Raw genomic sequence first — 14,153 nt, forward strand, 5'->3', positions numbered from 1 at the left:
ATTTCATTTCACGCCGACAAGCGCATCCTGGCTCAATCAGGTCGAGGTTTGGTTTTCGATCCTGCAGGGGCAGTCGCTCAGCGGCGCTTCCTTCACCAGCCTTAAGCAGCTCCAGGAGCATATCGATGCCTACATCAACGCATACAACGAAAAGGCTGAGCCCTTCGTCTGGACCAAGAAAAAAGCCCGTCAACGCAGATTCAAAGGCCGCCGTATCACTCAGCTCTGATTCCGGGTACTAGCATAGGGATCCGGCGCCGATTGGGACGGCATGCCCGCAAGCGTTTCCGTAAAGCTGTCGCTATCCACCGACTGGTTCGGTTCGTCAGCTTGGCTAGCGCGTGTGGATGGGCCACTAATTCGACTATAAGCGATTCGCGTTTCCCTTCGGCGAAGTCTCTTCGCAAGCGTGTCGGGCTGCATGATACTCAGACAAGCTGATGACAAGCTGACGGGCGCAGGTGTTACCCGGCTTAGAGAGCATGAGGAAGGGCATCGTCACGTTAACGGGCATCCGACGGATCTTGGGCGGGGAAGAGCATAGTTTTCAGGCAGCGAGCGCGACCGAGGTGATGTCCGCCCATGTCTCGAAGGCGACCCCATGGGCTTCGCGATAGGTGCTAGCAGTCAAGCGATGGGGCCTTAGGTGAAACAGGTTCGCGATGGGGTCGTGGATAGAAAGAAAGCGCTGCGCCTATCGTGCCGATTTGAAGCGCTTCATCTGCCGCTCTCTTCGGCGAGCAGGCTGGTGGGAATTCCCTGCTCGATTGTTTAATCCTCTATGCTGCCGATGCTTGATGCTTAGCCCCATCTCCCTGCGAGTAGCGCCATATGGCAGGAGCGCGATCGCGAGCGCTACCGCAGCATCGCTATTGGCCGGTACTGCATTCAGGAAATCCGCCGGACCGCCATCAGCTTGCGCAGCCACTCAACTGCCACAGCGTTCATGCTCGCCAGCTGCCAGCGGGTTCGACAAAATGCGCACCCGCTGGCGATGCGGACAGTCCAGTGGGGAACGGTGAATTGTCTACGTAGTAGAAGCCGGCTGGGCCGGAGGGTTCCCGCCCAGCCAAGTTGGCTCAGCCACCGCATAGATTTCAGGTCTGGCGCGTAAGCCTAACGAATCCTCCTTCTTTTAGCTCGGCGTTATAAAGCTTGCTGCTGAGCGAAATGGTTGTTGGGTGGTCTGCGGTAGGCATGAGCCCATGTTCGCGCAGCTTTTCAATCAGCGCCAGCGGGGCCCATTGCTCCGGGGGGGGGGCACGACGACGACGCCGGGTCTCAACGAAGAACGCTCCGAAATCTGGCGCCCCCGTCGACCCGAGTCGCGGCATTTGAGCTTCCGGTGGGTTATGAATGAGGCGTACGCTCTGAGACGGATCCAATGCGGCCGTGTAGAGGTGACCCCCGATCTCGTAGCTCATCGTCGGCTGCTCCGAGTCGGGCAGGAGACCGTGGTGGGTCAGTTTCTCGATCATTCGGAGCGGGGCGACTTGGGAGCCGTGCGAAAACTTTTCGGGAACGGCCCATGAGACATCATATACCGTCTTGTCTGGCTCGGCAGACGAGGACGGCCCGGCTTCATTGATCACTCGACTAAATAGGTCATGATCTTCTTGAGTCCACTCGTAGGCACTTGGGGACCCTGGAGACCCAGCACCGTCGATCCGGTTGAAATCCATACAGCTCTCCTATTGGTTTGTGAAGGTGGGCTCAAATCCGCCAGAGCTTTCCCTGGGCTTGTCACCAGTTGACCCATCGGCGGCATCCGTCGTCAAGAGACCACGTTCTCATGTTAGGGAGCTTAGCTGTCAGGAAGCTGACGAGTTTCGGGCCACAGCTGTACCCGCGCCCGCGTTCCCAACTCGAATGCGATGCCTCGAAGGCCTCCCTCGTTGAGGGGCTCTTTCCTTTATCGCTCCCTTGTAACTCGACACCGCGCCTGTTACGGTCGGGCTGCGTTGAACAAAGATTTCGTTTTGGCGGGCCATCCCGTTTCTGCATATTGACGCGGAGGAATTCCAAAGCTCCTCGGCGGATTTCCTGTCTATCTTCTGGACTCCGGGAATGAGATCCTGTGCCATTAGCCCAGCAATAGAGCAGCTCGATTGTTTTCGGCGATCTTGCCAAGACGGGTGTTTCTCGCCGACCTTCATTGGCGTTATTGTCTCACCACTCTTCTTCTTCCTTTGTGTGTCAGGTCGTGCGCCACATCTTCGCTTCGAACCCGGCTACCCCGATCATTCTCGAGTGTTACCCCTCTGATGTTCGCGCCATTGTTCGTCTAGTTTCTTCCGAGCCTGCTGCTGCTTGAGCGCGTTCTCGGCAGCTTCGGGGAATAGCTCTGCTCTCCGGTTGGCAGAGATGGTTCGGGACAGGCCGAGCCCACGCCCGCTTCAGGCCAATGGCTCGGATGGTGGCCCGGACTGACGCATAGACGATTAGATGGAATTGCCCTAATCATCATTCCAGACGGTCGCATTTAACAGAAACAGCGCCGCGAGATGATGATAAAGTGCCGTCAGCTCGACCGGTGGGGCAAAAGCCTGCGCCATCAGTGCCGTCAAGGCTGAGCGATGTTTGTTGGTCTCGATGTACTGCGCCGACGCGCAGACATTGCCCTTGGTCCGGCGGGGCAGCGCGACGTTGCCGGCGAAGAAGGTAGCCAAGGCCTCCGGCGTCATCGGCACATCGCTTTGGACAACTCGGTGAGGCAAGGGCCGAGATAGGGAATAATGCTGCGGGCACGCTGCCTGAGGCCGAGGCCAATGAGGATCATTTCCGCGTCGCTCGCATTGAGCGGGGTCGTCTTCATCGGTCATCCCCGTCCTCACCACGTTCCTGGCATTTACGTGATCGGCAACGGCGTGTCACTCGCCATCTCAGGCAGATCGAGCACCCAGCCATTGGCTATTCTTATCCACCCGCCCCACAGCGTGTCGTGCTCCGATCCAACGACCGACTCTTCGAGGTCCTTCTTCGGCACGTAAATCGACAGGCCTGCCTCGGGCGAGCGGCAATCATGACTTTCATAAGATCAACTCTGGTTGGAAGGACATTGCCCGCAGGACTGCGAGCGTCCAGCGCGCAAGCGCGCCACGACGCCGGACAGCGCGCGCAAGAGCTGATCGATCTCTCCGATCGTGGTTTCACGCGAAAGCGGAAGGCGGACCGCGCCCCGCAGGCTCGTCGCCGGCACATTCATCGCGCAGCACATGCGATGCTTCCATTGAGCCGGAGCTGCAAGCTGACCCTTCTCGTCGCGTAAACACTTCCTCTCAGAACAGATCGCCCGCGCGAAACGCCTCGGCCCAAGGGAGTTCGAACCCATGGTTGCACGGTTACCGGAATTAACAGTCTCTTAGCAAATCGTGCCGGACTGTCTCGAGGCTGGTGAAACGCCGAGGAGCGGGTTGCTCATGCTCAGGGATGGAACTTATGCCGCCTGGTTTAAGACCCCGCTAGGCCAGGGCACCGGCATCGCGCATGTCGCGGAGGATAGAATCAGGGGCCGCGACAGCATCATGATCTACAGTGGCACCTGCGGGGTTGACGGGGACCGGTTCACGGCGGTCGTAACGATCAAACGGCACACCGAAGGGCATGCAACCGTCTTTGGCACCGATGACCTCACGCTGAAGCTTGAGGGAGCCTGCCCCGGCAAGATAGCCAAGTTTGTGGGGATCGCGGAACAGGTGCCGGGAGTGGTTCTCGAAGGGACGCTCATTCTCAGCGAAGAGCGGCCAGCCCCACCGGTGACGAACGGGCCGACTCCCAAATTCGACCCTGCCAAACTTCCCAAGCTGCCCATGCGCTCGCGCTGAATGGTCAGGAACGCTCACGCCAACGCCTGACCCCTACCTGACCGAAGGCAAAAGCGAGAAGATCAGCTAAAAGATGTTGATCGGCGCGTGAGCCACCGTCAGTCCCAATGGGAAGCCCTACGCGTCAGCCGGCCTCGCGAGGATGGTGGGAAGCCGTAACATCCGGATTGCAGCTTAGGGCCGAAGCTGCATGTTCATCGAAAACTGGCAGCAAAGGATTTGCGCGTGGGGAAACCGTCGATGCGAAATGGTGCTCTCATTTTGTTGCTTCTTGCGATTTCTGTGTAGGCAGCGCTGGCGTTTGATCTCGGCCGACAATCCAAGAGGCCGTTGTTTATCTCACGCGGGGCAGTCGCTGGCAGAGCTCCGCGAATTGATACACTCGTATGGGGAAGGAGAAGCACTTCTGGAAAACCGTTGGAGAATGGGAGCGACGAAGGAGGAGGCGCTGGACCATATGAAGCGGGCAGCAGCTTTGATCGCCGGGGCGACGGTGCTGACCGTGCCCTCACAAGCGCCTATTGCTCCAATGACGACAATGCCCGGGACCTCGCGCTCGAATCCACGACATGATCTCCACGCTCTCACGAGGTAATATCCACATTGCCGAAATACTGGTTAATGGCACTTTGAACAGCAATGCAAAGCGGTGACCCGAACGAGCGCGCCAGGGCGCCACGCCGATTTCAGCGCCTCCAGGCAGCCAACAGCGCTCAAAGTCGGCCACGCGTTGTGCGCGGCAGTCGGGCACTGAAGGCTGACCAATGAACTACAACAGCTTCCCGTAGTCCCCCGGATTGATAGAGCGGAATTTCTGAATACGTTCGCGCGAATGCTGCTCACCGCTTCTGTCGATGGCAGGGCGATTGGAAGTGATTAGCAGGGGCCGCCAACGATTTAGGATCGCGCTGGCGGCCCACTACCATCAGGACTCACATCCTATATCTCCGGCTCGAAGGTTAAGTCAGGGGACATGATCACCATTATACTTAACAACTACAGCAAGAGCGTCCGATGACGAAGGGCGGATTTTTTCACAGTGGCGGCAATCGTCGCTGTTGGAACTTGGGCCTTGTGGCCCAAGCCGGCCGCCTTCGCCCAGAAGGACGTCGACAAGATCAAGGAAGACATCCGGACTGAGTTTGGCAAGCATGACGGTCTTAAGGCGATCGCCGTTCAATTGATCCGAGAGAACGATCGAAAGCTGGTCGGCTTTGTGAAGCGGGAGATCGAGGCCTTGGCGGAACTGAAAAGCCTCGGCGGCCTCTTCGACGGCACCATGATGAAGGAATGCACGGCCTCGATGGATGAGACCTGGCAGACTCTTTGGTCCTGCCGATAGGTGCCTGAAATTTCTCTAGAGTAACGCCGGCAAAGCTATGACTGAGACAGATTCACGCCGGACGGCAAGCCTGTGATTCGGCAAGAAGTGATCGACGAAAAGATCGGAAAAGTAAAGGGCGTCGTTTGGCATCCGCCGGCGGACGATCCGCGCAGCCTCTTGAATCCAGAAACCAAAGCTCGCGCCAGCAAAATCTGGAATGAGGTTATCGGCGGCATTATCGGGCGCCAGATCGCTGAAAACGAGATCGTGTTCTGTCGTGACTTCGCCGCGCTCTGTCCTATGACCAGGGCAGAAATGCGCCCTCAAGTCGAGCGGTTGGTCGCCAGCATGACTTCTACTCTAGCGCCGACGACATCATGGCCATGGTGGAAGCCGTCGATCCACCTGACCCGACTAACGTTCTCAGGTTCGCTTACTGATCAAAAGCAACGCGGCGCCGTATTGGCACGATGCCGCGCTTTGCTCACACGAGCAGTGAGCCGGCGGCACCGCCGCCGGGAGCCTCTGGCGCGTATTCAGCGGTCATGATTCGACCACCCCTGAATACCTCTCGGCTTTTCCTGATGACGGCGGACGATTATAGCGCCACCGGAAGGGACTCGCTGGTCAAGGCACTCACGCAAAAAGCAGGAGGATCAGTCCGCTGCTAAAGGCGGCCAGCCAGATTAGCGAGACCACGAATGGGACGTCGTGACTGGTCATGCTCATCAGCCCAGCGAAAGGCCGCCGATCGTAGATCCAGCGGCCCCCAGATTCCAATCGATTACAAAGCATGAATTCGCCTCCCCGGATTTTCGAGGGTACGCCGTACGACCTCCACTGCCTTCACATATGTTAAGATTAGAGAAAAAGTGGAAACATGGACCATGTCGCCCACGCCTTGGGCCGTTTAGGGACTCGGTGGATCGTGGCAATGGCCCTGTACTTCAGCCGCGTTGCTCCCGCGACAGAGGAGCTGGAGATATGGAGCGCGAGCGTGCGCGGCTTCTCATTTGTAATCAGTAACGAGAGTACCAGCGGTCCTGGACTTCACGGGCGGCCTAGCTTTGTAGCCTCTTGGCGCCCCGTCAATGTCAACAGGCCTGCGATCAGGGTCGGTGGATCACCCTTTCAGACGTTTGCCGAAGCCGAGAAGGCCTGTGAAGCCATGTTGGCGCACCTTACCAGATAGCTTCGAGATTCAGGATCCGGCCTAGCCCTTGCCCCGCCCAGCCGCGTCGGGTTGGATATCCCGGGGGCGAGGAGATGCCAGAGCGTTCATCAGATTGGGGCCGAGAGTTCGACGAGCCGAGCCGGTTGCCGGACGGCAGGGAAACTCGTCGACCTGCGCGACGCCGCAAACTACATCACCGGTTTCCCCAGGATGAGGCCGAACTGCCGGAATGGCAGGCGGCCATTGAGGCGCCGATCCTGGTTTGCGAGTGGGGCGGGCTCATGATGTCGCACGGATCGGCATCATGCGGGCATTGAACCGCAACCACATTCGCGAATACAACCCAAGGGCAAAAGAGCCACGTTGGGGCACGCGCAAGCTTTCAATGTGAGGATAGTCAAATGAGAACAGTCTGGATTTATGTCGACACCAGCAAGCAGGTCGGCGACGCAGATCATCTTAGAGTGTTTGCGACGCGCGACGTCGCTGATGCTTGGCTAGAAGAGTACGATCGGGAAGGCGTCGCGTTTGAATACCCGGTGATCATCGGCGAGGTTCGTACACCGAGCCTGTGATCTCCGGACGGCGTTGAGTTTTGGAATAATCGGCCCTGCTGAAATGTGTGATCTCTATTCGATAACGACCAACCAAGAAGCCATTCGCGCGCTGTTCCGCGTGATCAACCGCTATATTGGCAACCTACCGCCGATGCCAGGTGTGTTTCCGGACTATCCGGCTCCGGTCATCCGGAATGCCGACGGAGAGCGCGATATTGCGATAATGCGGTGGGGCATGCCGCCACCACCGCGCACTGGCGGTCCGCCGGTCACGAACATCCGCAACACGTCATCGCCACACTGGCGCATGTGGCTCAAGCCGGAGAACAGATGCTTGGTCCCGGCCAACAGCTTTGCTGAGTATACCTCCGAGCCGAATCCGGAGACGAACAAAAAGGACGTCGTCTGGTTCGCACTCAACGACGACCGGCCGCTGTTCGCGTTCGGGGCATCTGGACCGAGTTCAAGGGCGACCGAGGCACCAAGTCAAAGCCGATTCCAGGTCCACATCGGCTTCCTAACCACTGAGGCGAACGCAGTGGTTGCGCCGATCCATCCGAAGGCGATGCCAGTGATCCTTACGACCGATGAAGAACGCGACGTCTGGATGCGCGCGCCATGGGACGAGGCGAAGGCCCTGCAACGCCCATTGCCGGATGATGCGCTCAAGATCGTCATGCGCGGCGCGGACAAGGAAGATCGGGCGGCGGCATAGCCTGATGAATTACGCGAAAAGCAATTTTTCGAAGCCATACACGCGATAAGGGTGCCATCCTCGCGATCTGGCCGAATCAGGCATCGGCATCCGGAACGGATCACCCGATCAACAAGCCATGGAGCAGGCCCGGGTCATAGCCCTGCACCTCGCCCAATCGACGACCAGGTCGATCAGGTTGGTTGGCCAAGCCTGTGCCATGGCATAGGCACAGACGACGAAAAGTCAGCCAGCCGGGCCTTCAAGACCAAGCCCCGGCGCGAAACGAGCCGCGAAGGTCTTGACGGCATGAAGATACTGGCCCGTTTCTCCATGCTCGATCGCCGGGATCAAGCTCACGCCGCCGGTGCCGATGGTGCCAAAAGATTGGTAAATGCCGCCGTCGAGCCAGGTCACGCCAACATTGTAGGAGCCATCAAGCGCCATCAGACCACCGACCGCCCACGACGTCGTAATGTCGTTGGCGAAGCCTGCGGGCGGATTGGCGACCATGTTGACGGGGCGCGGGCATGTCCCTGTGGCGGCGCCGGAGCGCCAAGCCCGCTCTGCAATCCAGACGACGAGTTGACGGCGCCGACAATGCCGGAGGGCTTCCAACCAGACGCGATGAACGAACGCTGGAAGCGATCCTAATGGCGAATTAGGCATATCTGGCCGAGGACCTGGGATATACCTGAGGTCGTACCTGAAAGCTGGGGGCTTAGTGTTCACATCGAGAATTTCCGTGGTATCCGGCAAGCGGGTGTCCATTTCGCAGGAACGGCAGTTCTGCTCGACGACAACAACACCGACAAATCAACCGTTTCGGCGCCGATCGACTTGCACGAAACCAGCCCATCGACGAGCACGATTTTTACGGTGGTGACTATCTTCCCGTCGAGGGACAGCCCCAAAAGTGCATCGTCGTCGAGGTCCTGATCGCCGGCCTTGATGACCGGCAGATCAACCAAGTTCCGACATAACCTTGAATTCTGGCGGGAGACCAATCGCACACTGATCGGACCTGGCCAACTTGCAATTGTCGAACAACCAGGGGTCGAGCCCGCTGTTCGCGTCCGATTCGAAGGCGCTTACAGTCCGGAGAACGACGACTTTTCGGCGAAGACCTAGTTCGCTGCGCCGCGCCAAGACGATGGGACACCAGCGCTGGGGTCGGCGGCACGCTAACGAGCCAAGAGTAATGCGTCTAAGCTCCCTTTCGGAGGGGTTACTCAATGGACACGCGCTCATTCTCGAGGAGATCGCGTGAAGCTCGCCCGTCGCTTCAGCCAGATCGTGCTCTCGGGCGAGCTTAAGGAGTTGCTCCCGATATAGACCTGAAGGGCTGGCCGAAGCGCGTCAGACAAGAGAGGTGTGTCGAAATCCGATCCGCCGGTTATCGACACCTCCATTCTTATCCCTGCTCATCCACAACGCCACTCGATGCGCGGCAGCGTCTTGCCGGCGCTCCAAGAAAAGGGGTGGCAATGCCTTATATCGATTCAGGTGGAATAAGGCTGTATTTCGAGGAATATGGGCGGGGCTATCCAATCATTTTCGTTCATGAATTCGAATCCGACCTGCACAGCTGGGAAGCGCAGATCCGTTATTTTTCGCGCGGCTATAGGTGCATCGCCTACAACGCGCGTGGATATCCACCGAGCGACGTTCCTGATGATCCTGCCATATACGGTTGGGAGGTCGCCGTGGAAGACATCGGCATCGTCATGCGTGACCTCTCGATCGGGCGCGCCCACATGGTTGGATCTAGCATGGGCGCCTATGCTGCTCTGCTGTTTGGGTTGCGGTACGGCGAAAGGAGCAGCGCGATCGTCGCAGCCGGAGCAGGGGCGGGATCTCCAGCCTCGGATCGTGAAAGGTGGTTGAAGAACACGTCTGTTCTCGCGCGCGCATTGGCGGCGCGAGGTATGGATGCCATGGCAGAGAAAATGGCACGCCACTTCACGCGAATTCAACTGAAACACAAGGATCCGAAGGGCTGGCAGGAGTTTGTAGACCGGCTCAAGCAGCATTCGGCGCAGGGGATGGCCAATACTTTGCTCCAGTGCCAAGCCGTGCGACCGTCTTTGCACAACTTCCGCGATGAATTTTCACGCATGACGGTCCCGGTGCTGCTCGCCGTGGGTGACGAAGACAAGCCATGCTTAGAAACCGGCCTAATGCTCAAACCCACAATTCCCGCCGCCGGCATTTGGGTGTGCCCCAATACGGGCCACGCCATCAATCTCGAAGAACCTGCGGCCTTCAACGCGCAAATTGAAGCGTTCTTCAGCGCCGTCGAGCGAGGAAGCTGGGGTCATATCGACCGGCGGAAACAGTCCGTCTCGGGACATGAGAAGTCAGCGGCCACTCGATTGCATTTCGACGGAGCGCTTCCATGAAGCCATGGATCGGTGTCTACCTTTCAGAGCCTGTCGCCGCGCGGCTCGAAGTCGCAGCGCAACGTCCCGGGGCCACCAAATCGGCGGTCATTGAGGCTGCCCTCGCTCATTTCTTCAAGCCAGATCATGACGTCGTCGAAGAGACCTCGGCTGATCGCCGGCTGAACGCCATCAATCGGAACCTCGAACAGCTTCATCAAGAGTTGAGGATTGTGAGTGAGGCTGTTGCACTTCAGGCTCGATTTCTTCTCGCCGTCACGCCCCCGCTCGCAGCTGCCGACCAACCTGCCGCCTGTACCCTGGGACTCGCGCGCTTCGACGAATTTGCTGCTCAGGTGACAAGGCGAGTCGATCTAGGAACGTCGCTCATAAAGGAAACAATCGAGCGGGTGAATTCGACTGATGGGGCGCATCTTGAAACACAACCGGTGAGGCAAAAAGGGTCGACGCGCTTCACACACCAGGGACCAAACGGCGTTGGGGCGACTGTCGCCGGCGACGAACCACAATCTCCGCCTGTTGCTCGAGGCGCAGCCTTCGAGCGCGAACCCGATACAAGAGCAGATCAAACAATGGCTGACGCGATATTGCGGCCGCTTCTGGCGCCATGGCGTGCTACGGGGCCGCAGCGGTCACGAGCCTTCTCCACAGATTGGCTTTTAGTTTTGCGTGTCTTCTTACCCTTCGTCGCAGCTTACTACCTTTCTTTTCTCTTTCGCACCATCAACGCGACCATAGCTGCACCACTGACCAATGAGTTTGGTCTGGGTGCCGATGACCTCGGTCTCCTGACGTCCATCTACTTCCTGACCTTCGCGGCCGCCCAGATTCCTATCGGGGTGTTAGTGGACCGATACGGTCCAGGGAAAATCCAGAGTGTCGTGCTGATGGCCGCAGCCGCCGGGGCAGCGCTATTTGCCGTAGCCGACAACTTTTGGCTTCTTCTTCTCGGCCGGGCGTTAATCGGCCTTGGCGCTTCTGCAGCATTGACGGCCGGATTGAAAGCCGTCGTTCTCTGGTTTCCCGCCGAGCAGGTGCCACTGCTCAATGGCCTGATGATTATGCTAGGGTCCTTTGGCGCTGTGACGGCAACATTGCCGGCCGAATACCTGCTCGCGTCGATCGGCTGGCGGGGATTGTTTGAGCTCCTGGCCATTGCATCGGTTGGATGCGCCCTTGCAATTTTCGTTCTCGTGCCAAAGGGCAGGTGGTCATTGGCAAAGGGCACTAGCCTTGGACTACGAATAATTTATACAGATCCTCGCTTCTGGCGTTTGGCTCCGCTCTCTGCGACCTGCATTGGTACGGCCTGGGCGTTACAGGGGTTGTGGGCTGCCCAGTGGTTCTCCGATGTCGAGGGCCTGGACCGATCGGAATTGCTTCGCAATCTCTTTGTCATGGCAATCGCCTCGAGTGCGGGCGCCCTGGTTCTAGGCGTTGCGGCTCAAAAGCTTCGTCGATACGGGATAGGTCCACGACCGCTCTTGGGCTTGGTCGCAGTTCCGTTCTTCGTAGCCCAATTGGCAGTGATCCTGCGAGTACCTTTGCCATCATCTGTTCCGTGGATGATCGTCGCTGCCGGCGGAGCGGCGACCGTCCTTAGCTACGCGATTCTGGCCGACTTTTTCCCAAAAGAGCTTGCTGGACGTGCCACCGCGGCGCTCAACGTCTTTCACATCGGTTGCGCGTTTCTTGTCCAGTATCTGGTGGGCTTCGTGATTCAGTACTGGACGCCTCAGCAGGGCCACTACCCGGAAGTTGCTTACCAGACAGCCTTTGCAATCAACCTTGCAGTTCAGCTCGGAGCATGGTTCTGGTTTATTATCCGCGTGCCTCTATCGGCGGGACGAGGCAGTGGTGGGGGGAGCAAGGGATCGCTCTAGCTGCTCTAGAAGATGTGGACGAAAGCGGCACCACCGAGATCCGGGTCCATGTGGGAGCTCTTCAACCTGACGTGCCCGGCTTTGCCGCGAAGTTTTTAATTGCGGGAGGCGACAGGCAGAGCCACTCAACCCAGTCGACGTCTTCACGTGGAGTTAGTCTTCTTGAGTCAGCCATGTGATAAACTGTTCAACACTTCTTGCTTTGCGCGCTGAGGGGTTGAATAGGCCGTAGAACCCAGAGCCAATGATGCGTGATTGAGGAAAAAGAATTCCAAGGCGCCGTTCTGCAATGTCCAGCGAAACGAGAGCCTCCGGCACAAGAGCAATACCATAGCCGTTGATTGCTGCCTCTATGCAGAGAAAGAAGTGGTCAAAGACTTGGCCACGTGGCGTCTGACTGATATCTACACCAGCCTTGCGGAACCAGTCTGGCCAAGCCGAGATACGGCTTTTCATGTGCAGTAGCGGGCACCGCGTCAAATCCTTAGCATGGCGTACTTTCAATTCCGACAGCAGCACTGGCGAGACGACCGCCACAGCTTCGTCATCGAGAAGATGACGGCAAGCTAGTCCGGCCTTTTTCATAGGATAGCGGCGGATGACAAGATCACTTTGCTCGACGCTCGACTCGAACTCATCGGTGTTAGAGGTTTCAAGTCGAATTTCGATACGCGGATTCAGTCGCTGAAAGGCCGCGATACGGGGGATGAGCCATCGCATCGCAAACGACGGCGTCGCGTTGATGCGGATGCAGTGTGCGGAGCCGGAGCTGGCAAAGTCCTCCGAAGCAACGGCCAACAGATCGAGGCTCTTGCGTACATCATGAGCGTAAGAACGTGCTGCAGGCGTCAATTCAATGCGGTTGCCAGCCTTCCGCACCAATCTGCGGGAGAAATATCCTTCCAGCAGGCGCAACTGTTGGCTGACAGCGCTGTGGCTGACATTCAGTTCAGCGGCAGCTTGCGTGACGCTTTCATGGCGTGACACCGCCTCAAAGGCACGAAGAGCGGTGAAAGGTGGAATTTTGCGCATGCCTAGGTGTTAGATTCTCTAACATGGATCTCAAGAAATGATACTTTCAAGATGACGCAAACCCTGTTAATTCGGGCGATTGAAAGTCTTCAAGGGAAACGACAACAAGGTTGATTGTAAGAGATTCTCTAGCTCTTGTAAGGCTGCATTGCAGGTTTTCACTTTGAAAAAGGATAAGATGGCAATTTAGTCTCTTGGCGGGGCTCACCGTTCGCACGGCTTTTCCGAGTTTGCCGAAATCCTGTCCGAATGGGTTGCATAGAACGATGCCGCTACATCGACGGGCAGGGTCTTCATGTGCGCCTCCAGCTCGGCCATCAGGTCTCGAGCTCGTGGCTGTTCTGGCGGGAGCTCGCGCGACCTGGTAGGCCGAGCAGCTTCTTCGCCAAAGGCGAGGGTGAGGTCATTAGGAAGCACGTCGATTATGTTCAAATGGTAGAGCCGGAATGAGCCCGGTCGAAAGCATCTTCCAGGAATTTATTGATGCCATCCAAACCGCAACCAACGCGGATGAATTCGAGCGTGTCGCAACGCGGCTAACACAGAGGCTCGGCTTCCAGCGATTTGCCTATCTGCGCCTGACGGGCGAGACGCCGATGTTGATCTCGTCCTATCCAAAATCCTGGACCAGCCGGTACTTCCAGCTTGGATATCAGCAGCTCGATCCTGTGGTGCGCCGCGCGCGTGCCGAGCACGCGCTGTTCAGCTGGGGAGGCGAGGCGTCAGCCCTGGCCGGAAATCGCGAGCAGCGCCGGTTCTTCGATGAAGCGACGACCTTCGGGATTAGATCAGGCATCACTGTGCCAATCAGGAGTGGATTTGGACGGATGGCTGCATTTACGCTGGCGACGGGCGACCGGGAGATTCACCCGGAGCGGCTCGTGGCCGACGGGAAGGATCTGGTACATCTCGTCGGGTTGCACTTTCATTGTTATGTCGCCGCCAGACTTGACGTACTCTCTGCCAGTAAACTCGCGGCAAGTGAACTCACTCAGCGCGAGCGCCAATGCCTTGCCTGGACCGCGCGCGGAAAAGCTGTCGTCGATATCGCGGTGCTGGTCCAGATTGCACCGCGGACTGTCGTGTTTCATCTTGAGAACGCGCGCCGCAAACTAGGTGCAGCATCTATTGCCCAATGCGTCGCCGAGGCGCTGCGGCGCGGTTTGTTGTCCTAATCATCCACACCCTCCCATTTCGCGAGATGCACAAGAGACCTGGCGCTCGTCGCGCCGGGCATGTTGTATTGTGTTCTGTCCAAAAAGG

The 14,153-nt window shown here is 58.0% G+C and carries 15 protein-coding genes and 1 pseudogene; 9 read left to right on the plus strand and 7 right to left on the minus strand.

What is annotated here, in order from left to right; genetic code table 11:
- On the plus strand, window positions 1-229 hold a 229-nt coding region (locus KIP88_RS43615), incomplete at its 5' end, for an IS3 family transposase (RefSeq protein ID WP_214494222.1).
- A gap of 868 nt (window positions 230-1,097) precedes the next feature.
- On the opposite strand, the gene KIP88_RS43625 is transcribed toward KIP88_RS43615, so the two are convergent.
- The 4 genes and pseudogenes from KIP88_RS43625 to nifT form a co-directional block, all read right to left on the minus strand.
- Window positions 1,098-1,682: a hypothetical protein gene (locus KIP88_RS43625; protein ID WP_214494223.1), complete on the minus strand. Its 585-nt coding sequence runs from the start codon at window positions 1,680-1,682 to the stop codon at window positions 1,098-1,100.
- A 774-nt stretch (window positions 1,683-2,456) separates the two neighbouring features.
- Window positions 2,457-2,684 (minus strand): hypothetical protein, encoded by a 228-nt coding sequence (locus KIP88_RS43630; protein ID WP_214494224.1) that lies wholly within the window; start codon window positions 2,682-2,684, stop codon window positions 2,457-2,459.
- Entirely contained in the window at window positions 2,681-2,815 is a 135-nt protein-coding gene (locus tag KIP88_RS48060) for a hypothetical protein (protein ID WP_256441740.1), read from the minus strand. Before KIP88_RS48060 ends, KIP88_RS43630 begins: the two co-directional genes overlap by 4 nt.
- A pseudogene (nifT, locus tag KIP88_RS43635) lies at window positions 2,812-3,033 on the minus strand (putative nitrogen fixation protein NifT). The gene KIP88_RS48060 and the pseudogene nifT overlap by 4 nt, the downstream one beginning before the upstream one ends.
- A 386-nt stretch (window positions 3,034-3,419) precedes the next feature.
- Here nifT and KIP88_RS43640 point away from each other — a divergent pair.
- The 5 genes from KIP88_RS43640 (at window position 3,420) to KIP88_RS43660 (ending at window position 7,594) form a co-directional block, all read left to right on the plus strand.
- Window positions 3,420-3,824 (plus strand): hypothetical protein, encoded by a 405-nt coding sequence (locus tag KIP88_RS43640; protein ID WP_214494225.1) that lies wholly within the window; start codon window positions 3,420-3,422, stop codon window positions 3,822-3,824.
- Window positions 3,825-4,896: 1,072 nt separating this feature from the next.
- Window positions 4,897-5,166, plus strand: coding sequence for a hypothetical protein (locus tag KIP88_RS43645; protein WP_214494226.1), 270 nt, complete (start codon window positions 4,897-4,899; stop codon window positions 5,164-5,166).
- Between the two features lie 72 nt (window positions 5,167-5,238).
- Window positions 5,239-5,697: a hypothetical protein gene (locus tag KIP88_RS43650; RefSeq protein WP_214494227.1), complete on the plus strand. Its 459-nt coding sequence runs from the start codon at window positions 5,239-5,241 to the stop codon at window positions 5,695-5,697.
- 1,026 nt (window positions 5,698-6,723) lie between these two features.
- Window positions 6,724-6,897, plus strand: coding sequence for a hypothetical protein (locus KIP88_RS43655; protein ID WP_214494228.1), 174 nt, complete (start codon window positions 6,724-6,726; stop codon window positions 6,895-6,897).
- Between the two features lie 43 nt (window positions 6,898-6,940).
- Window positions 6,941-7,594: an SOS response-associated peptidase gene (locus KIP88_RS43660; RefSeq protein ID WP_214494229.1), complete on the plus strand. Its 654-nt coding sequence runs from the start codon at window positions 6,941-6,943 to the stop codon at window positions 7,592-7,594.
- Between the two features lie 225 nt (window positions 7,595-7,819).
- Here the strand turns inward: KIP88_RS43660 and KIP88_RS43665 are convergent, their stop codons facing one another.
- Window positions 7,820-8,086: a hypothetical protein gene (locus KIP88_RS43665; protein WP_214494230.1), complete on the minus strand. Its 267-nt coding sequence runs from the start codon at window positions 8,084-8,086 to the stop codon at window positions 7,820-7,822.
- Window positions 8,087-8,301: 215 nt separating this feature from the next.
- Complete coding sequence (locus KIP88_RS43670; RefSeq protein ID WP_214494231.1) at window positions 8,302-8,544, minus strand: hypothetical protein; 243 nt, start codon at window positions 8,542-8,544, stop codon at window positions 8,302-8,304.
- 516 nt (window positions 8,545-9,060) lie between these two features.
- Between KIP88_RS43670 and KIP88_RS43675 the strand changes: the two genes are divergently transcribed.
- Both KIP88_RS43675 and KIP88_RS43680 read left to right on the plus strand, forming a co-directional pair.
- Window positions 9,061-9,975: an alpha/beta fold hydrolase gene (locus KIP88_RS43675; RefSeq protein ID WP_214494232.1), complete on the plus strand. Its 915-nt coding sequence runs from the start codon at window positions 9,061-9,063 to the stop codon at window positions 9,973-9,975.
- The gene (locus KIP88_RS43680) at window positions 9,972-11,858 is read left to right on the plus strand and encodes a nitrate/nitrite transporter (RefSeq protein WP_249791502.1); all 1,887 of its coding nucleotides are present in this window, start codon (window positions 9,972-9,974) and stop codon (window positions 11,856-11,858) included. The genes KIP88_RS43675 and KIP88_RS43680 overlap by 4 nt, the downstream gene beginning before the upstream one ends.
- Window positions 11,859-12,011: 153 nt before the next feature.
- On the opposite strand, the gene KIP88_RS43685 is transcribed toward KIP88_RS43680, so the two are convergent.
- Window positions 12,012-12,890: a LysR substrate-binding domain-containing protein gene (locus KIP88_RS43685; protein ID WP_214494233.1), complete on the minus strand. Its 879-nt coding sequence runs from the start codon at window positions 12,888-12,890 to the stop codon at window positions 12,012-12,014.
- A gap of 446 nt (window positions 12,891-13,336) precedes the next feature.
- Here KIP88_RS43685 and KIP88_RS43690 point away from each other — a divergent pair, with 446 nt between their 5' ends.
- On the plus strand, window positions 13,337-14,065 hold the full coding sequence (locus tag KIP88_RS43690) for an autoinducer binding domain-containing protein (protein WP_214494234.1): 729 nt from the start codon (window positions 13,337-13,339) through the stop codon (window positions 14,063-14,065).
- Window positions 14,066-14,153 lie beyond the last annotated feature (88 nt).

The organism is Bradyrhizobium sp. SRL28, assembly GCF_018596315.1.
In the GTDB taxonomy this organism is placed as follows: domain Bacteria; phylum Pseudomonadota; class Alphaproteobacteria; order Rhizobiales; family Xanthobacteraceae; genus Bradyrhizobium.